The 19,097-nt window shown below is 66.6% G+C and carries 14 protein-coding genes and 1 pseudogene; 7 read left to right on the top strand and 8 right to left on the bottom strand.

Features of this window, described 5'->3' with window-relative positions; all coding sequences use genetic code 11:
* Positions 1–47 precede the first annotated feature (47 nt).
* From ACIUM1_RS14090 to ACIUM1_RS14120, 7 genes and pseudogenes are all read left to right on the top strand, one after another.
* Positions 48–425, top strand: a complete 378-nt coding sequence (locus tag ACIUM1_RS14090; RefSeq protein WP_406813309.1) for an STAS domain-containing protein — start codon at positions 48–50, stop codon at positions 423–425.
* A 32-nt stretch (positions 426–457) separates the two neighbouring features.
* The gene (locus ACIUM1_RS14095) at positions 458–928 is read left to right on the top strand and encodes an ATP-binding protein (RefSeq protein ID WP_406813310.1); all 471 of its coding nucleotides are present in this window, start codon (positions 458–460) and stop codon (positions 926–928) included.
* A 135-nt stretch (positions 929–1,063) separates the two neighbouring features.
* Positions 1,064–1,684: a TetR/AcrR family transcriptional regulator gene (locus ACIUM1_RS14100; protein ID WP_406813311.1), complete on the top strand. Its 621-nt coding sequence runs from the start codon at positions 1,064–1,066 to the stop codon at positions 1,682–1,684.
* A gap of 102 nt (positions 1,685–1,786) precedes the next feature.
* Positions 1,787–2,923 (top strand): phosphotransferase, encoded by a 1,137-nt coding sequence (locus tag ACIUM1_RS14105; protein WP_406813312.1) that lies wholly within the window; start codon positions 1,787–1,789, stop codon positions 2,921–2,923.
* A gap of 134 nt (positions 2,924–3,057) precedes the next feature.
* Entirely contained in the window at positions 3,058–4,818 is a 1,761-nt protein-coding gene (locus tag ACIUM1_RS14110; protein ID WP_406813313.1) for an amidohydrolase family protein, read from the top strand.
* Between the two features lie 33 nt (positions 4,819–4,851).
* A pseudogene (locus ACIUM1_RS14115) lies at positions 4,852–5,006 on the top strand (aromatic ring-hydroxylating dioxygenase subunit alpha); the annotation flags it as partial.
* Between the two features lie 184 nt (positions 5,007–5,190).
* On the top strand, positions 5,191–5,451 hold the full coding sequence (locus tag ACIUM1_RS14120; protein ID WP_406813314.1) for a hypothetical protein: 261 nt from the start codon (positions 5,191–5,193) through the stop codon (positions 5,449–5,451).
* Between the two features lie 41 nt (positions 5,452–5,492).
* Here ACIUM1_RS14120 and eccCa read toward each other — a convergent pair whose 3' ends face one another.
* The 8 genes from eccCa to ACIUM1_RS14160 form a co-directional block, all read right to left on the bottom strand.
* On the bottom strand, positions 5,493–9,716 hold the full coding sequence (eccCa, locus tag ACIUM1_RS14125) for a type VII secretion protein EccCa (RefSeq protein ID WP_406813315.1): 4,224 nt from the start codon (positions 9,714–9,716) through the stop codon (positions 5,493–5,495).
* A 3-nt stretch (positions 9,717–9,719) separates the two neighbouring features.
* Positions 9,720–11,207 carry a type VII secretion protein EccB gene (eccB, locus tag ACIUM1_RS14130; RefSeq protein ID WP_406813316.1) on the bottom strand — a complete coding sequence of 496 codons (1,488 nt, stop codon included), beginning with the start codon at positions 11,205–11,207 and terminating at the stop codon, positions 9,720–9,722.
* Between the two features lie 2 nt (positions 11,208–11,209).
* Positions 11,210–12,076 carry a transglycosylase gene (locus ACIUM1_RS14135; protein WP_406813317.1) on the bottom strand — a complete coding sequence of 289 codons (867 nt, stop codon included), beginning with the start codon at positions 12,074–12,076 and terminating at the stop codon, positions 11,210–11,212.
* 263 nt (positions 12,077–12,339) lie between these two features.
* On the bottom strand, positions 12,340–13,191 hold the full coding sequence (locus tag ACIUM1_RS14140) for a hypothetical protein (RefSeq protein WP_406813318.1): 852 nt from the start codon (positions 13,189–13,191) through the stop codon (positions 12,340–12,342).
* A 175-nt stretch (positions 13,192–13,366) separates the two neighbouring features.
* Positions 13,367–14,098: a DUF5631 domain-containing protein gene (locus tag ACIUM1_RS14145; protein WP_406813319.1), complete on the bottom strand. Its 732-nt coding sequence runs from the start codon at positions 14,096–14,098 to the stop codon at positions 13,367–13,369.
* Between the two features lie 1,402 nt (positions 14,099–15,500).
* Positions 15,501–16,052 (bottom strand): hypothetical protein, encoded by a 552-nt coding sequence (locus ACIUM1_RS14150; protein WP_406813320.1) that lies wholly within the window; start codon positions 16,050–16,052, stop codon positions 15,501–15,503.
* A 584-nt stretch (positions 16,053–16,636) separates the two neighbouring features.
* A complete protein-coding gene (locus ACIUM1_RS14155) occupies positions 16,637–16,966 on the bottom strand; it encodes a DUF2563 family protein (RefSeq protein ID WP_406817677.1) in 330 nt (109 codons plus the stop codon).
* Between the two features lie 127 nt (positions 16,967–17,093).
* On the bottom strand, positions 17,094–19,061 hold the full coding sequence (locus ACIUM1_RS14160; RefSeq protein ID WP_406813321.1) for an alpha/beta hydrolase: 1,968 nt from the start codon (positions 19,059–19,061) through the stop codon (positions 17,094–17,096).
* Between the last annotated feature and the right edge of the window lie 36 nt (positions 19,062–19,097).

The following is a 19,097-nucleotide window of genomic DNA, read 5'->3' on the forward strand; positions in this document are numbered from 1 at the left end:
CGAGAGCTAGCGGTGTCCCGCACGGGACCGAATGTGAGTGATAGACCATGGGCGAACAAACCGGCGAATTCGTCGATCCAACCGCTTTTGAAGTGGGCAAACACCAGGTAGATCAGGCGGTTGTGCTCACCGTCTCCGGCGAAGTCGACATGCTCAGCTCGCCGTTGCTGGCCGACGCCATCCAGACCGCGCTGGCCACCAAGCCCGCGGCGCTGATCGTTGACCTGACCAAAGTCGGCTTTCTGGCCTCCGCCGGGATGACCGTCCTGGTGACGGCGCAGGCGGAAATCGAGCCGCCGACGCAGTTCGCCGTGGTTGCCAACGGGTCGGCCACCAGCCGACCGATCAAACTGATGGGAATCGACAGCGTCCTATCGCTCTACAGCAGCCTCGACGGTGCGCTGAGCGGTATCGCTGGTGAGTGAGCCGCGACCGGATGAAGACGCACCTGGGGACGATGGGACGCTCTGATCAGCCGCAGAACGTGTCGAAAATCGATGACGGATCCCGCTTCGTACGGACGCGGGTAGCCGCCGACGCACGCAGCGCTGCGCGGACCCGCGTCGAGTTCGGGGTGTGGCTCGACCGGTATTTCTCGCTCGACGCCGACCGCTTCAACGATCTGCTGCTTGCGGTGAACGAGGCGATCGCCAATGCCGCGGAATTCGCCTACGTCGACGCCGCCGAGCGCGGGACGGTCGACGTGCGGGCGGCCTACGACGGCGATGCGGACATCCTGGCGGTGATCGTCGATGACCGCGGCCGATGGCGACAGAAGAAGCCGGCCCAGTACCAACAGCAGATGCGTGGTCGCGGCATCCCGCTGATGGAGACGCTCGCCGACGACGTGGCCATCGACCGCACTGCGCAAGGCACCCGCGTCACGTTGACCTGGCGCGGCCTGACGCGGCCCGGCTGCAACGCCTGATCAGCCGGACGGCGTCCGCTCCTGGCTGCCTAATGCCCTGCGCTGCAACAGGATTCACTATTGAAGCGATGCGGGCCGGATTCCGTCTGCGTCAAATAACGAAGCAGCGCAAGGCATCGAAGTAGCATCGCCGCCATGGAACCGAGCCGGCGGTGGGGCGACGACCGCGCGATCCTCGACGACGAGGAGGCCCGCAGCCGAATCCTGGACGCCGCGGGCCGCTGCATCGTCCGGCGCGGCAACACCCAATTCCGGATGGGCGAAGTGGCCGACGAGGCGGGGGTTTCACGGTCGACGGTGTACCGGTATTTCCCCGCGCGCGACGATGTCCTGCTGGGCCTGATCCTGACGCGGGTGGACAGCGCGCTGTCGGAATTGGTGCGTTCGCTGCCCGCTCCCGATGACCCGGTTCGATCGGTGCCCGAGATGGTGCTGGCCCGGGTGGAATCGGTGGACGGCAATGCGCTGAACGAAGCGTTGTTCGCCGCCGAGAGCACCGCGGTGGCCTCGGCGCTGGAGAAGGGGTCCGAGCCCCTCGTGGAGCTGCTGATGCGGCATTACGGTCCGTTGCTCACCCGATGGAAAGCGGCGGGACTGCTCTATCCGGACGTCGATTTCCGGTCGATCGTCCAGTGGTTGCACACCACGACCCTGTTTTTACTGGCGCCTTCGTGGCGATATCGCGCCGCTGCGGACAAACGAGAATTTGTCGCGCAGTTCGTGGTGCGGGCTTTGGTGCCGCAGATCAGACAATAATCGTATATTGTCTGATGCCCAGACGTTCGATTCGTTGTGCCTGCCGGCACCGGTGTTAAAAGCGCAGCACCATGACCTCCGGGCATACGGGGATGGATGGACATGAAAACCCCTGTGCGACAGGCGTTCTCCATCCTCGGCCTGGCGGCTCATTTGGGCCGGGGCGCGGGCCGGGTGGCCACCGATGCGGTGGTGGGCGGCCGGTTCGGTCTGCCTCGGGCGGTCGAAGAGATCGACCCCGCGGTGTTGTCCCGGGTCATGGGAACCACCGTTCGGTCGATCCGCATCTTGAGCCGGGACGCGGGCACGTCGTCGCGCGGCCGGCTGGTGCTGACCGGCACGCAGGTCCCGGAGTCGGTGTTCGTCAAGGTCGCAGCGCAGACCGCCGCGACCCGGCTGATGGGCGAGCTCGGACGTCTCGGACACACCGAGGTGCGCTTCTACCGTGAGCTGGCCCCGCAGGTCTTCGGCGTGCCCTACTGCTACGGCGCGGCGTTCGACGCCTGGACCGGCCGGTACCTGTTGGTCTTGGAGGACCTGCCGGCCGAGTCGTGCGAATTCCCGGACACCTTGCACCCGCTGTCACCCGACCAGGCCAGCCTGATCATCGAGCTGCTGGCCGAGCTGCACGCCACCTTGTGGGGTCGGCTGCGCCGCGACGGGCGCGGGCCGATGGGCTGGCTGTACACCCCGTCGGGCGACGTCACCTCGTTATTGACCGGCCCGCTCATGCACGCGTCGATCAAGCGGCTCGCCGAGCGCACCGCCCTGCCGCTGGACAGCGGCACCTTCATCGCCGACAACTACCGCGCCGTTGCCGCCCTCATCGACGCTCCCCCGCACACCGTGCTGCACGGTGACGCCCACCCGGGCAACATGTACTTTCACGGCGGCAAGGGCGGGCTGCTGGACTGGCAGGCGGTGCGCCGGGGACACCCCTCCCGAGAATTGGCCTACACCTTGATCACGGCCCTCACTCCGGAAGACCGCCAGGCCACCCAGCACGATCTCCTCGACGACTACCGGCGGGCGCTGGTCGCGGCCGGCGGACCCGAGCTGGACGGCGACGACCTGTGGCTGCGGTTCCGCCAGGCCGCGCTGTACGCCTACGTCGCCCCGCTGATCACCACCGGAATGGGCGGAATGCAGGTCGAAGAGATCGCCGTGGAAGGCCTGCGACGCGGCGTGGCGGCGCTCGATGATTTGGAGACGGTGGCCGCCCTCAAGGGTTCCCTGTAGGCCGGCCCAATTCGGCCGAGGCTATTGCCATCGTCGCGCCAAGAGTTACGCTACCTACCGTAGCGAAATGCTGCGAGCGCCTTACCGCGTCCGCCCGCCCCCGGAGACAGCCCGCGACGGCGAAGAGGAGTCTCATGTTCGACCTGAAGATCATCGGTGGGACCGTCGTCGACGGCACGGGCGCGGAACGCTACCAAGCCGACCTCGGCATCAAGGACGGCAAGATCGTCGACGTCGTTCGCCGATCCGCCGACCAGCCCGCGATGAGCGGCGACGCGGCCGAAACCATCGATGCGACAGGGCATGTGGTGGCTCCCGGCTTCGTCGACATCCATACCCATTACGACGGCCAGGTGAGTTGGGACAGCCTGTTGGAGCCGTCCAGCGGCCACGGCGTCACCACGATCGTCACCGGCAACTGCGGCGTCGGCTTCGCGCCCGTGCGGCCCGGCACCGAGCAGTGGCTGATCGAGTTGATGGAGGGCGTCGAGGACATCCCCGGTACCGCCCTGACCGAGGGCATCACCTGGGGCTGGGAGACCTATCCCGAGTATCTCGACGCGGTCGGCAAGCAGAAGTTCGCCATCGACGTGGGTAGCCAGGTCGCGCACGGCGCCATCCGCGCCTACGCGATGGGCGAGCGCGGCGCGCGCAACGAACCGGCGACCCCCGAGGACATCGAGGCGATGGGCCGACTGGTGCGCGAGGCGATCGAGGCCGGCGCGCTCGGCTTCTCCACATCCCGCACGATGGGCCACCGCGCCATGGACGGCGAACCGGTTCCCGGCACGTTCGCGGCCGAGGAAGAACTGTTCGGCCTCGGGCGCGCCATGGCGGCCGGCGGTCAAGCGGTGTTCGAACTGGCCCCCCAGGGGGCCGCGGGCGAGGACATCATCGGTCCCAAAAAGGAACTGGACTGGATGCGGCGGCTCAGCGCCGAGATCGACCGGCCGGTGTCCTTCGCGCTGATCCAGGTGGACGCCGACCCGAAATTGTGGCGCGAGATGCTCGACCTTTCGGCGGACGCGCACGCCGCGGGCGCTCGCCTGTACCCGCAGATCGCCGCGCGCCCATTCGGCATGATGATCGGCTTCCAAGGCCACCATGGGTTCAGCCACCGGCCCACCTACCGCCGGCTGAAGGCCGAGTGCGCCCGCGACGAGCTGGCGCAGCGGTTGGCCGACCCCGCGGTAAAGGCGGCGATCCTGTCCGAGGACGACCTGCCGGTCGACCCCACCTTGTTGTTCGACGGGATGTTCGCCCTGGTGCAGCACTCGCTCGGCAGGCTGTATGCGCTCGGCAATCCGCCGGACTACGAGCCGACCCCGGACCGCACCGTCGCCGCCATCGCCGAGGACCGCGGCGAGGACCCGCTGTCCACGCTGTACGACCTCATGCTCGAGTCCGACGCGACCAACATGTTGATGCTGCCGTTGTTCAACTACGCAGACGGCAACTGCGACGCGATCCGGGAAATGCTGCTGCACCCCGCCGGCGTGCTCGGGCTGTCCGACGGCGGTGCCCATTGCGGGATGATCTGCGACGCCTCCTACCCGACGTTCCTGCTCACGCACTGGGCGCGGGACCGGCGGCGGGGCGAGAAGTTGTCGCTGGAGTACGTGATCCGCAAGCAGTCCCGCGACACCGCGCATCTGTTCGGCCTCACCGACCGCGGCACCATCGAGCCGGGCAAGAAGGCCGACATCAACGTCATCGACATGGACGCCCTGACCCTGCACCCGGCGGCGATGGCGTTCGACCTGCCCGCCGGTGGGAACCGGATCCTGCAGGGCGCCACTGGTTATGCCGCGACCATCGTCAGTGGGACGGTGACCCGCCGCAATGACGTGGACACCGGGGCCCGCCCCGGCCGCCTGGTCCGCGGGGCGCGTTAAGGGCTTCGGTCCATGGCAACGGCGGCCCGCCCCCAGGACATCGCGGTGCTTCCCGGCTTGCAGCGCGGCATGCACCAACCCGGTTCACCCACCTGGTGTCGTCCAGCGAAGAACGCCGAGTGATCAACATGCATCACAATTTCGAGCTGCCCACGTCTCAGCAAATGAGCGGCGGAGCGCCGACGTGATACCTCCCGACATCATCGGTGTCCGCAGCGCGAAGATCGCGCCGGGCGATTTAGAATCCCGCTTGTGATGACCCCGTCTTACCCCTGGGGGGACGATCGAGGGCAACTTGCGCGGCGGCTTCGGCTGCCATCCGACGCGCTCCGCCGACGGCGGGCGCTACGTCTGTGCCACAGTTTCGAACGGGTGGGTGTTCGAACGGCACCGGAGCGGCTGCGGCAGATGCTGGAGGGCGCGCCGCTGGCCGCTCACGAATTGATCAACGTGAACTTCGCGTTGATCGCGATCCGGCTCGACCGCGAATCGCGCGCCGCGCGCTATAAGCGGCTCAAGCAACGCGGCACCCGTTCGCTGATGTTCGCGGGCCTGATCATGGTGGTGATCAACTTCCTGATGTGCATGGCCTACGTTCTGCTGAACCTGACGGAGCAGGCAGCGCCTTTATAGGGCCACTCGATCGTCAGCGCGGCGCATCGTGGCGCAGTTGCTTACTGCTGCGGCGGTAGGACCGACGAGGGCAGCCCGACCAGTACACCTTCGACGTCGCCGTCGACGCCGACCAGCAAGCCACGTCCCGGCGGCAGCGTCTGAGCCCGGACGTTCCGGTTGATCCGGTTCTGTGGGTCGTTGTCCATGTAGAGCTGGGCCACTTTCGCCGAGTTCTGGAAGCGCATCCACGGATCCATCTGCAGCGTCGCCCAGTTCGCGCTGTTGCGGGTGGTGAAGACGTGCAAGCCGATCTGCCGTGCGCGTTCCATCAGCTTCCACAGCGCCGCGCCCACCGGCGGCTTGGGTGGGTAGCTCTGGTCGGGGCGCAGGTCCTGGATGTCGTCGATGAGGACGAAGTGCCGCGGACCTTCCCACGGCTTGAGCGCCCGTAACTCCTCCTGGCTCAGGCCTTTCGGGGGCAGCCGGGGCAGCAGTACCTGCTGCGCCAGGGCGGTGATCACCTCGTCGATCTCGTCCTGGTCGTAGGCGTACGCGCTGACGTATCCGGGTCCGTGCAGATCGCGCAGTCCATGCGGTGCGGTCTTGGGGTCGATCAGCGTCAGCTGCGCCTCTTCGGGGCTGAATCGGTTCATGATGGCTTCGCCAATGGCCACCAGCGACATGGTCTTTCCGCACCCTTGCCGTCCCAGGATCATCAATCCGGGGCTCTCGCGCAGCTTGATCGGGACCGGGCCCAGTTCGTGACGCTCGCCGATGGCGAAGCTGATCGAGAGGTCTTGGGATGGAAGGGCGCTGGGGTGGGCGGCCTCGTAGTCCAGAATCGCCCTGAGCGCCACCCGCTGCGGCAGTCGCTGCAGGGTGGCGTGCTTGGTGACCCCGGCGACGTCCGCGATGCGGGCGCCCACGTCGACGATGCTGACCACGGCGCCGGTGGCGGGATCGGTCAGTGCCGGCACACCCACCCGCAGCTCGTGCAAGCTGTCCGTCAGGCCGAAGCCGGGCCGGTTCAGCGTCCGCCGTGCCGCGTCCCGCGACTCGAGCGACGAGTGGCCCATCTGGCTTTCACTCGGGTCGGCCAGTCGCAATTGGATTCGGGCGGTGGCGTTTTGCAGCAGGCTCTGCCGCTGCCCGTGAATCCAGCCACCGGCGCTGCACATCACGTGCACCCCGTATTCGGGGCCGCGGCTGCTCAACGAGATGATGCGATCGCCGAGCACGGTGTCTTTCGAGTACAGGTCGTCGTAGTCGTCGACCACCACGAACACGTCACCGAACGGGTCGTTGGCGTCGGTGCCGCCCAGGCCGTCGCTGCCCGGACCGAACCGGCGTTCGCGGAAACCGTCGAGATCGATCTTGAGGCGCCGGAACGAATCCTCGCGGGCGTCGATCAGGGCGTCCATGCTGCTCAAGATCCGCTCGATGCCCTCGGCGTCTTTCGGCGACACGATGTCGGTGACGTGCGGCAGCGAGGCGGCCTGGGCGAGAGTCGCCCCGCCGATGCAGAAGAACGTCACGCGCGACGGGCTGTACATCGTTGCGGCCGAGCACATCAGCGTCATCAGCGTGGTGGTCTTGCCGCGCTGCTTGGCCCCCACCACGATCACGTTGCTGCGCAATGCATCCACCGCATGCACGACCTGCTTGGACTCTTCGGGGATGTCCATGACACCCACCGGGAACATCAGCCCGGGATTGCGGCCGTAGTCGACGTGCCAGGGCTTGCCCCGGTAGCCCGCGACCAGGGCGTCGATGGTCTCCGGCTCCTCCAGCGGCTCCAGCCACGGACGGCGCGGCGAGCGGTGCGGCACGTTGTGCAGCGACTCCCGCAGGACGTCGACGATCTTCTTCCGCTTGAAACCGTCGTCGTAATAAAGGAATTCGTCGGGCTCGGCGTCGACTGCGGCGGCGGCCTCCAGTGCCGTGGCGTCGGAGGCGTCCAGCGGCTGGAACTGCCAGTTGTACAACCGCGGCTTGGTCAACGTCATGTCGACAGTGGTAGCGACCTCCTTGGTCTTCGGTACCACGAACGGAGCGGACAGATAGAAGCAGCGGAACGGTTCGAGATCGCGCGGTCCCACCTTCAGCAGACCGAAACCGTTTTCCTTCGACGGCAGGTGGTAGGCGGCGTCGGAGCCGATCACCTCGCGGCTGTCGTCACCGGACTCGGCGCGCAGGGCGATGCGGAAGGCGATGTTGGACTTGACCTTTTGCAGCGAAGACAGATCCAGGCGCTGCCCGCCCAGCATGAAGAAGACGTTGGCGCCGCGGCCCTCCTGGCCGATGTGGATGATGAGGTTGATCCACTTCTCGTGGTTGGCGAACAGCTCCAGGTACTCGTCGACGATGACGAGCAGCACCGGCACCGGCGGCAGATCGCGCCCGGCGAGCCGGATCTCCTCGTAGTCGTTGGCGTCACGGGCGCCCACCGAGGTGAACAGCTCGTAGCGCTGCTTGATCTCGCCGTCGATGACCCTGCGCATCCGCTCGGCCAGGTGTCGTTCGTCTTTGCCGAGGTTCGACAGCGCGGCCACCACGTGCGGGATGCCCAGGATGTCTTGTGCCGCCGACTCGAACTTCATGTCGACGAAGATGACGTTGAAGGTCTCCGGGGAGTGGGTCAGCGCGATGCCGTAGACCAACGACAGGAAGAACTCCGACTTACCCGAGCCACTGGTACCGATCACCACGGAGTGAAACCCGAAGCCGCCGAAGTCTTTCGCGCGGATGATGATGTTCTGCAGCTCGCCGTTGGGTTTGGCGCCGACCGGGACCTCGCACCAGCGCTCGTCGCCGCGTCCCCGCCGCTCGGCCCACAGTCGATCGACGTCCAATTCGCGCGGGTCGTTGATGCCCAGGGCTCGCAGCAATTCGGTTGCGCCACTGACCGAGTCGTCGATCTCGCTGCGGCTGGTCGGCGACCACCGGGCCATCGCCCGCGCGTAGCGGTAGGCGCGGTGCACGGATAGCTGGTCGGCGTGGGCGAAGAACTTGTTGCGTACCCGCAGCAGGGGCGCCGGGCGGTCGTCTTCACCGTCGGCGTCGGAGCCGTTGCGGTGCAGGGCGATTTCGCCATTGGTCGAGCCGTTGGGTGAGCTGTGGCGTTCGCTGAGGTCGAATACCTGGTCGGGGGCGAAGCCCACGCCGGTGCCGATCCGGGAAGCGATGCGCAGCAGCGTAATCCCCGCCTTGCCGACCTGACCGACCACGCTCTCCCACGCGTCAGGGCTGCCGGTGTTGTCGTCGACGATCACCAGGTGCGGGCCCAGATCGACTGTGTCCGTGCCGGTTTCCAGGGCAGAACCCATGGCGGTGGGGCTGGCCGCAGCCAGCGGTGTCCATGCGCCGCGCTTGCCCTTCATGTGCAGCTCGGCACCGAGGGTCTCTTCGAGTTCCTCGGGCGTCGCGAAGACCAGGCGCCTAAACCCGCACGCATCGAACAGTTCGTCGTGCAGGTTGTGCGGCAGCCACACGATCCACGACCACACCTCCGGATTGCGGGTCACCACCAACAGCTTGACGTCGCGCGGGTTGTGGAAGACCGCCAGGGAGCACAGCACCGAGCGCATCAGCGACCGGAGCCGGTCCAGGTCCTCGCCGACGAAGCTGAAGCCGGGCGCCGAGCGCAGGTTGACCACCTTGGCGATGTCGCGAATCTTGCGCTGTTCCAAGATGAAATCGCGCAGCGCCTGCCCGGTGACGGGTTCGAGCTCCTCATCCGAGGCGATGTCGGGCCAGGTCACCGACAGCACCGAGTCCGGAGCGTGCTGCACGCCGGTGCCGAGCCGCACCTCGAGGAAGTCCGCGTCGCCGCGGCCGCGTTCCCACATCCGGGGGCCGCCGATGATGGCGCCGAGCCCGCGCGGGTCGGCGTGCACGAAGTTCTGCCATTCCCGTTGGGCGCACACGGCGGTCTGGATCTCGTCGCGGTTGCCGTCGAGGTCACGCAGATAGCGTCGACGGCCCTTTTCCATTTCGCCCCAGGTGATTTTGCGGGCGCGGCCGAAGCGGCCGGAGAAGGCCAGCATGCTAAAGGCGCCGATGCCCATCAGCGGGAAGAAGCCGGTGGTCAGGCTGCGCACACCGGACACATAGAGCATGACGATGGTGCCGATGAGCGCGACGATCAGCGCCGGCACACCGATCATCACCCAGATGTTGCGCGGCTCGCGTTCCGGCAACGCGATCGGCGCGCTCGGTGCTACCCGAACCGGTTTCGGCGGCTCGATTTTGACGCGGTTGATGGGGAACGCTTTCTTGGACATTCTCTAGCCTCCCGGCTTCGCCGATGTCGTCACCACAGCCACCTGGCCGAGCGCCGGCACGGTGTCCCGCGCCAAAAGCGCCGCGTCCCTTGACAGTGCCGGGCCCGCGGCGAAGGTTCGCAGCAGCGGCCACGGCGCCTGCACCGCCGAACCCGCGTCGAGCCCGAGCGCGCGTAACGTCGTGTCGTCGTTGTTGATGCCGAACCGCACCCCGTTGTCGGAAACCCAGAACAGCGACTCCCGGGAGTCCGAGGTCGCCACGCCGCTGGTCGACGTCACGAAGTTCGCCGCCCCCGGCAGCACCAGCACCTGGTTGGCGACCACCGACGCCGGGTCCCGGTCATCACGCACCAGATGGACAATGCGGTTGTCCAGGTACGACGGCGTGGGAAGTCCCCGTCCGTTGTAGACCACAACCCGCGCCTGCGGATCCGTCGAGCCCTTCTGCCAGCCCACGCAGGTGGTCGGATCGGCCGCGGTGTCAACGAAATTCAGACGCTTGGTCGGGTAGTAGTCCACCGCCAGCGAGGACACCTCGGGGATGTTGACCAGCACGTCGGGCGCCACCACGCGGGGTGCGGTCGAGCCGTAGGAGTTGGCGCTGCGCAACAGGTCGGCGACGAAGCTGGTGACCTTTTGCACCCCGTCGGGCAACAGCACGTAGAACTGCTTGCCGCCGCTGGCGGTCTGGGCCTGCAACACCGCGCCGACCTGTGATCCCGAAACCCACGTCGACGGCGTGCCCGCCAGGGGCACCGCGGGTATGCCGAGCGGTTCGGTCGCGGGCAGCGCGTCATAGAGGGCCCGCGAAATCTCTACCGGCAGCGTCACTCCCGGGTCGAGCCCCAGGCTCAGCGTGATAGCCCTGTTCGACGGATCGATCTGCGAGCGCTTGCCGCCCCAGATCACAAAGGTGTTGCCCTCGAACGTGACCAGAATTCCGGCGTCGTCACTCAGCGGGGTCGCGCGGTCGAACCCGTCGAGTACGCCGGCGATCGAGGTCACCACCGGTCGTTCCGGGCTGCGCGGCCGTCCCGCCGTGTCGCACACCGCCCACGCCGACGTCGCACCCCGATGTACCGGCATCGCCGCCGGCGCGCCCGGGATGCCGACCAGCGGCCCCGTCGGATACTTCGCTATCTCGGCGGGTTTCACCCACGTCGGCTGATTCGCCGTGCCCGTCGCCAGCCGCGCGGATGTCAAATTCAGCACCGGGTAGAGCCTGCCGTCGATCTTGGCATAGAGCGCCCCGGAATCGCGGTCGCCGATGATCGCCGAATCTCCCACAATGCCAGTGGGTTTCAGTACGTTCAGCAGCAGCATCCAGCCGCAGGCGATGGCTACCAGCAGCACCGACAACACCAAGGCGGCGGTCTGCTTGCGGTCGTCGTGTTTCATGCGCACCGAAAAGCGAGTGGTCGCCGCGCGCAGCCGCCGGTTGTAGAACAGGTGCCCAGAGTTCTGGTCGCGGTTAGACAAACTCAGCGGCATGCTCAGTACCCCTTGGGAGCTCGGTGAGGATCGGCCTGCTGAATCCGATCAGCCAAATTCGACGCGTCGACGGCCACGCCGTAGCGGCCCATCGCATAGTTGATGAACGCGCACGCCTGGGCCACCAGATTGTGGATATCGCGCGAGGTCCCCGGCTGGTGATACGCCGCGAACGTCGGCGCGATGAATTGCCAGGCACCCTTACTCGGCGTGCCCCGAGCCGCGTTGGAATCCCAGCCGTTGACCGCGGTTGCGTCGTAGCTGGATTCGCGGCGGGCCACCAGGTCCATGCCGCGTTCCCAGCGAGCGCGTGCCGCCGGATCATTAATTCCCTTGATATCCAAGGCTTTACGGATAGCCGCCAACACCGCCGGGCGGCCGCCGGCCTGGTTGCTGTGCATCGACCGCCCTCGTAGGTAGTGCAAGCGTCGGAACCTGCGCGCGAGCAGCCTTGCCCGCCGACGCGATCCCGCGACATGACGATGTTGGGCCCGCAGTCGGGCCGCCATGCGGGCGCCCGCCTCGCGGCGGCCCATCGGCGTATCGGCGGCCGGCGTCATGTCCGTCAAGGCCGAGTCGAGTACCGTCCGCGTCGCCGCGTGGCCCTGCGCATGGTCGGCCCTCGCGGCGGCGATGAGCTGTCCTAGCGCACGGTCGGAATGCGCCAACCGCGCCAACTGCGCTATCGAGGCGGCCGACCGCGTCGCCGCCGCGCCCGGCAGGTCACCGGTGCGGCGCGTTGCCGCCTCCGCCTGAGCCTGCACCTGCGCCGGTGTGTCAACGATGCCGTCGCCCGTGACGGCTCCCGCGAACAGATTGTGGGCGCGAGACAACGCCGTGACCGCTTGGACTTTGAGGGGATCGGTCACCGGCCTCCCCGCCCTGATCCACTTATGCGCCCTCGCGGCGCCGCATCCTTGCCGGACACTCGCGCTAGTACTCCCACACCCTTCTGGCCGCGTATTCCGCGGTCGCTGCAGACGTACCAATAGCATGCCCGCATCGACGGTTCTGCTGTCAATAACGAGCAACCCAATTGACCCGCACACTGGCACCGGTCGGCCGCGATTTACGTAGCGACACTACTGCCGCGCGAACTGCCCTACCACTCACCTTTCGATGGGGTGAGAAGTTATTCTTTCGGCTCGTCCTCGGACGGCATGATCACGATCCGGCGGTTGGGCCTATTGGTGACCACGGTCGGCTTCGCCTCGCCGGACTTGCTGCCCGGGGCGCTGGGCGGGATGGTCAAGCGGCCCTTGACCGGCTGGCCGTTGGGCACGCCGGGGGCCGTGACCCGCTTCTCGACCGGTTTGTCCTTAGTGCCGCCCTCGCCGCCGTGGCCCATCGCGCCCGGCGGCATCATCGGCATGCCGGTCATACCGGATTGCCCGGTCGCGGCGGGCGTTCCACCAATCGGCGGCATCATCGCCGCCTTGGCGCCCGCGGGTGTGGTCGGCGGGGACGACGTCGGCACGGGCGGCGGGCCCAGCGAGCTGGCCGGGGTCGTGCCGCCACCGCCAAGACCACCGCCGCCGCCGGCGCCGGTCCCCAGTCCGGAGCCGCCGCCGCTGCCGACGCTGTCGACCAGGTGCGCGTCGCTGGCCAGCCCGACACCGTGGGCGCCGCCCTGCACCGCGCTCATCAGCGGCTGAAGCGCGCTCTGACCCGCCTGCATCGCCTGCTGCGGGAGCTGCGTCATGGGACCCATGACGCCACCTATCGCGCCGCCGAGCGCTCCGGTAACGCTCTGCAGCATCTGCTGGATCATCTGCATTTCCTGCTGCCCGTTCGCCTCATTGGCCGGGAACTTCGCCGCGGCGTCGGCGGCGTGGGCGCGGCGGTCAGCGTCGGCTTCCGCAGCATCTGCTGCGTCTTTTGGGACACCGGCGTTGCCGACTCCGGTTAATGCGCCGCCGGCGCCGTCCACAGGCGACGCGCCGGGTGGGTGACCGGGGCCCGGCTGCGGGGGTGGAAATGGCATTCCACTGGTCAACCCGGTAGTAGTCGCAAAGTCGTGACTGATCGGCTGATTCACAATCTCACCTCCACCCCGGTCGCAAAGCCCCCGAACGCTTCATGCTGGTGCGGTCGAGCGCTGGTACGGCAATTTTGGCACAAAACTTCGGCAAAGCTATTCACCCAACTACTGCGGGTAACTACGAACCGCTCCTATGACTGATCGCCTCAAACCAAGCCAGGTGGTAATTCGCAAGGTATTCATGCTCGTCGATCAGCGCCTCGATGGCCGCCAAAAGCATCCAATCGCCGACGACAGCTGGGTCGTGATGAGGGTATGCGCTCAGCACCGAGTGCTGAATATCGGCGACGAATTCGCGCAGCAGCGCCGTTTCGCTGTCGAGGACACCCGTTTTTCGCACCGCCGGCGCGGCCAAAGCCTGCGCGATACGCGGAAGGCCGTCCCGGCGGCGCACGGCATCCACCAGGGTGGGCCCAAGCTCATCGATTTCGGGCGCGGCCGAGCGGGCAGGTCGATCACCGCTGAGTGCGGGCTCGTCGGGGCCGGGCTCACCAACATATGTGTTGGCGTGATGGGCAGCGGCGACCGTGATGGCGCCGAGCAGATCCACCACGTTGGCATCGTGGCGTCGTGCCGACGGCTCGAGGAGGGTGACGTGGGCGGGCAACCGGACGTGCGGGGGAATCCAGCCGCCAGCGAGGTCGGTGACAAGCAGCGTCGTGGCGCCGTCGTCGCGCAGCCCCGCCGCCCACGACAGCCGCGGCTCCTGCCGGGCCACCGCGTCGACGAAACGCTGGAGCCGCTGTTGTTCGGCCGTCCTAGCGGACGCCGCGCCGGCGGTCGCACCGGTAGCCGCAGACGCTGCCGATGCGCCGGCCATCGTCGACGAACCCGCACCGGCCTGGCCCACGGCGGTCCCGGAGGCCGTCCGCTCTACCGGAGAAACAAGCGGTCCGCCCGCGGATGGGGATGATGCCGGCGAAGAAACTACCGGTGCACCCGAGACGGGGCCGGCCGGTACAGAAGGCACGGATGGAGGCGCAACCACCGGCGGGCGCAGGTCGGAACCGTAGGCGGGCAACGACCCTGAGGGAATGGAAGATCCGCCGCCCAGGGTCGGCGCGGGCGACGACCATGAGCCACCGGTCATCACCGGCGCAACTGAGGTGCCTGCCCCGATGGTCGTCGCCGCGGGGGCCGCGGCTGGGGGTGCGTCTACTGGCGTGCCTGTCGGGATGAATGCCCCCGCGCTGGGGATGGTCGGCGTCCCCGCTGGTACCGCCTGAGGCGTTTGAGGTCCCCCGGCCTCCATCGCTTGTATCGGGCCCGCCGTAAACGCTTGCCCGCCAGGCCCCGTCGCCTGCCCGGTCGCGAGGCCGGACGTGAAGGCTTGCCCTAGTCCAGGTTGGCCGCTTTGACCCAGAGCGGCCGGCGACATTGGCATTCCGCCGCCGTGTACGCCTGGCATTGCGGGCGATACTGGTCCGCCGCCGCTTGGCAGTGACGGGCCCGTCGGAGCCACTGGTTGTGCGCCTGGCAGGGGTGCGCCACCATTCCAGTTAGAAGTGCCTGCTGCGGGAACCGCCTGCTGGCCGCCCGCACCGTGGACGCCGCCTGGTTTGGTTCCAGCCCCTCCCCTATTGACGACGCCCGCCGCCGGCGCTCGTTGAGGCCCCTCGGCACCACCGCCGCCACCGCGATTGGCACCGCCCACACCGCCGCCCCCCGGATTCAAGTCCTGCTGACTTATCGGGTTCGGCGCTTTGGCATCCCCAACATCGAATCCGTTTGCTTGCGCCCAGCTGCGGGCGTTACCGCCAATGCCTTCAGCATCGAGAATCTTTTGCGTGGCCGCCATCATCTTGTCAGTCGCGTCCCGACTGGCATTCGCGGCGTCGGCGTTGCAGCGTGCCTGAACAGCCTGTATCTCCGCTAACTTCTCCGGGGGAAGCTTTTTTGATGCCAGGATGTCATTGATCTCTTTGTTTCCCGCATTCGCTATGTCCGATAAGCGACTTCGCGCATAGTCAATGGCGTCGGCACCGGAATTAAACGCCGACGCCTTGGTCTGGTACTTCTCGGCGAGATCCAGATGAAGCTTTTCTCCTTGCTGAAATCTGGATATCAGGTCGTCTGCTGTATGCCCTTTATTATTTGCGGCGAAAGCTGTCCACTGAGTGCGCAGGTTCTGCGCATACAGCTGCTGCTCTCCGCACTCTTGGCTCCAGTGCTGGGCGCCAGCCCGAAGAGCTGTCGACGGTGCTGGCCACCATGGCCCGATCAGCGCCGCAGTCCACGTGCCAGGAGGGAGATCAACCGCCACCGCAGACCTTTTTCATTGCGGCGTCTTTAGCGTTCACATCGGCAACCGCCTCTTGAAATTCCGCCGCGGTAGCGGCTCCCTCGCTGCTTTTCGCCGTGTCCGTCAGGTATGCCATCGCTAGAGCCTGAGCAGCGCTACGGTGTTGCTCGTCGAGGGCTGGATCCTTCGATACGTTGAACAGCAGGCTGGCCGAATTCGTAAGTGCGATGCGCGCCAATGCTTTATCGCTGCCATTGGTGTCAACTTGCACGGCGCGCGCCGCCAGGTTGTATGTGTCACACAACTGCTGCTGAGCTGCGGCGGTCTCCGCTGGCGTGTGGGTAGGCGTCGCAGTGGTGGTCGCTGACGAGTGCACAGTGGTCGGTCGCATCAGTGCTACGACTAACGCGGCGACAGCCACTGCGGCGGTAACGACTACCGCGATCGCCAACCATGGGCGTGGACGAGACACTGGTTGCGGGAAATGCGGTGGCGGCCAACTGCCCGCGGGTGGTGGGCCAGCTTGCCCCTCACGATGGCTCGAAGGCAGATCTCCCACCACAGGTCCTCCTCATGTCCCGCAAACCCCGTTACACGACACCTTCCAAACCTTTCCGGTGTCCCGCTCCCTAATCAATAGTGGAGCAGGCGATCAGACAGCAAGCAATTCACCGCGCGCCGCGATTTCGCCGCATCCGAACACAATGAACCTGCTCCGGACGCAGTGATTAAGTCGTCCTGAGGAGCAGATCGGCAAGCGGGCGACAGGGCTACCGCCGCAGCCGTTCGGGTAGGCGTTGCGCGCCTGCCCCCTATAACCGTTACTCCGGTGAAGCTTGTAGGTCGCGCGAATCTTGTGCCGCAGCACTGCACTCAGCCACCGTTGCGTAGCTGCTTCATGGACGCGTCCCGCGCGTTGGCGTCGTCAAGAACAGCGCGCGATTCTGATCGCTGGTTACTCCTTTGCTTCCCATGGGCGACAGGCTTTCGTAGGCGATTGCTAACGCGCGAACTGCATCCCGGTACTACGCTTCAAGAGGCGGCTCGGCAGCTGCGTTGTAGAGCATTGCAGCGCCATCCGTGTGTGCGACCCGAGCCAAGGCTTGGTCACTGCCGCTCGTGTCAGCCCTCCGTCACGGGCGTTCCTTAGAACTTCTGTGTTGAAGGACCGGAACTCGGTCGCAGCGCGTGCATTTCGGCGGCGTTGTTTTTATCCATATTGGTGAACCCGTTGGCCGCGGTGTGCGCCTTGGTGCCCACTCCCGTGAGCGTCTCGCTATGTCCCTGAAGCGTTTTCACGTGCTGGTCATGTGCGGCGGCGACCGCACTGTGAAAGGCGTCGGCCGCGGCGAAATCACCGAACATCCCCGATGCCACGGTTCCGCCAGCCAGCTGATCCGCCCCGTCCTGGGCGTGCCCGCCCGCGCGGTGTGACTGGTCACCCCCGGAGTGCAAAAGATCCGTATCGACGAACATCGGCACTCCTTCCAAATTTCAATCCATGCGCGTTGCCTACATAGTCTTCAGCGCACAGTCGCTTTGATCAGGCTAAATGCGGAATACCGGGCGGTCAATTCACCATTGCTGTCCCGGCTGGCGCCGCTTAAAACCCATGACCAGTGGTGACCGACCGCGCCGGCCGATCCCATTCTGGATCGACAGTGACGGGCAGCTGGACCCCGACATGCGGTAACGAAACCGTCCCCAATGGCGTGTGCAACTGGAGCGGAATGGCGACACGCGCCGCGGCTCGTTGGGGCGCCAGCATGCCTTCCCCGGCCAGCTGATCACCGCGCCCGGTCACGATCTCGGTGATGTTGTGCAGTGATTCGCTGCCCACGTCGTAGTAATGCGAGTGGTCGGTGAACCACGGCATGACGCTGCGTGAGCCGGCGACTTCGGCGTGAAACCGCACCGACCCGAATCCCGAATGAACCGGGTCTGTGCCGAGCCCGGCCAGCGGGCCCAGCGGCTGGTGCAGCGCCGCGTTCAGTCCGTTCGGAAGGCCACTGCCCGACGCGCCTATCCAGCTGATCGCATCGGTCGAAGCGGCGCCCACGTACAACCTGCCGCCGTCAAGATGAAAGTCTGCCGCGGTGCGCGCCAAATCGGTTCCCGGGCAACCGGTTAGCACGGCGTCATCGGCATGCATGCCGCTGTGGGCGAATGCGTCGGCCACGGTCGTGGAACCGTAGGAATGCCCGAGAACGGTGACATGCTTCGGCGTCGACGTGTCGTGCGTGGCGGCAAGGCCGTTGACGTCGGCGGCCAGCAACGCCCCCGCCTGTCGCGCTCGCCATGGGGTACCGACCTGTTCCAGGTTCGACGGGTCGGTGATGGCCTGCTGCCAACGTGTCTCGAATTCGGGTGCGTCATAACCCATCCAGGCCACCACCGCGGTGGAATGCTGGGGGTCGGCCCTCGCAGCCTGCTGGTAGAGGTTGATGGCGTCGTCCGTCCCGTCGGACATCCATCCTCCCCTGACGCTGCTATTGGTGCCCGGGACGATGACGGCCGTGTTGCGGGACTTGTCCGGGTTGCCGATCGCGATGGCCGCCCTGCCCTTGCCGGTGAACGCCAGCGGGTCGTACGCCCACAGCATGACGCGGAGCCCATCAGGCCCCTTGTCGCGCTGGAGGAAGTCGTTGGTTTTCACCGCGTTCTGGTACCGGGTGATGTCCGTAGCGCACAGCCCGTAATCGCCGGGATGGGTGAAGATGTCGACGTCCCGGTTGTTCAGCGCGCTGTCCCGAAGCGCCGAGGGAACCAGCGCACGCCGACCGGCGACATCTTCGACCCTGCGCAGATCGTCTTTCATCACCGCCTGATTGACCGGGTCACGGACGTCGGCCGGTATGCCGTTGAGGTTTCCCAGCTCGATAGGGTGCTGCTCGATCAGTAGCTGTTTTTGACTGGCGCTCAACGATTCCCACCATCGTGCGACCCGCCCAGGATCGCTGTCCGGCAGCGGAATCGACAGCTCGTCGACGCCTTGGATCTCCGCCGGGTCGGCCCCCTCCACACGCAGAGCAGATAAGCCAGCGGCCAGCGCGCCGGAATACTGGTCGCGTATCTGGCGGACCGCGAATACGACTGCCTGCGTTTCGGTGACTGCGTCCCCGCGTAGAGCGTCGGCACGACACATATCGTCGTCGGCGAGCATCTCGCAAATCTCGTCGTCGATGTCCTCCAGGTCGTACTCCAATGCCGCCAGGTACCCCGCGGAGGTTCGTTGCGCCTCGGCCAGCACCGCCGCGATGTTCTCCAAATCGATTGCGATCACTGGTAATTGCGCAGCCTGCAACCCCAGCGACCGCGTCACGCGCTGCACCTCGTCGGCGCCGTTGATCGGGTGCTCGCCGTCGCGGTGATTCCACGATGCCTCGAAACGCCGTCGGGCGGCCTCGAAGGCGATGGCCGCCTCGGCGGTGCTCACGCCGGCGTCGCGGAAAGCTCTCGCCAGAGCGGAGATCTGCGCCGGCCGTCCGGCCTGCAGGCCGGCGTCGACAGACCAGGGATCGCCACCGGCCTCGGCAACGAGAAACGAAACGCTCAGGTAGCGAAGTTGCATCGCGTTCGCGGTGACACGCGAAGTTACATCACCAAC

The organism is Mycobacterium sp. M23085 (genome assembly GCF_045343915.1).
Taxonomy (GTDB): Bacteria; Actinomycetota; Actinomycetes; order Mycobacteriales; family Mycobacteriaceae; genus Mycobacterium.

Excerpts from the sequence above, each read along its gene's own strand:
- ACIUM1_RS14090 (WP_406813309.1), top strand. The coding sequence starts at position 48 with ATGGGCGAACAAACCGGCGAATTCGTCGATCCAACCGCTTTTGAAGTG.
- ACIUM1_RS14095 (WP_406813310.1), top strand. The coding sequence starts at position 458 with ATGGGACGCTCTGATCAGCCGCAGAACGTGTCGAAAATCGATGACGGA.
- ACIUM1_RS14100 (WP_406813311.1), top strand. The coding sequence starts at position 1,064 with ATGGAACCGAGCCGGCGGTGGGGCGACGACCGCGCGATCCTCGACGAC.
- ACIUM1_RS14105 (WP_406813312.1), top strand. The coding sequence starts at position 1,787 with ATGAAAACCCCTGTGCGACAGGCGTTCTCCATCCTCGGCCTGGCGGCT.
- ACIUM1_RS14110 (WP_406813313.1), top strand. The coding sequence starts at position 3,058 with ATGTTCGACCTGAAGATCATCGGTGGGACCGTCGTCGACGGCACGGGC.
- eccCa (WP_406813315.1), bottom strand. The coding sequence starts at position 9,716 with ATGTCCAAGAAAGCGTTCCCCATCAACCGCGTCAAAATCGAGCCGCCG.
- eccB (WP_406813316.1), bottom strand. The coding sequence starts at position 11,207 with ATGCCGCTGAGTTTGTCTAACCGCGACCAGAACTCTGGGCACCTGTTC.
- ACIUM1_RS14140 (WP_406813318.1), bottom strand. The coding sequence starts at position 13,191 with ATGCCATTTCCACCCCCGCAGCCGGGCCCCGGTCACCCACCCGGCGCG.
- ACIUM1_RS14155 (WP_406817677.1), bottom strand. The coding sequence starts at position 16,966 with ATGTTCGTCGATACGGATCTTTTGCACTCCGGGGGTGACCAGTCACAC.
- ACIUM1_RS14160 (WP_406813321.1), bottom strand. The coding sequence starts at position 19,061 with ATGCAACTTCGCTACCTGAGCGTTTCGTTTCTCGTTGCCGAGGCCGGT.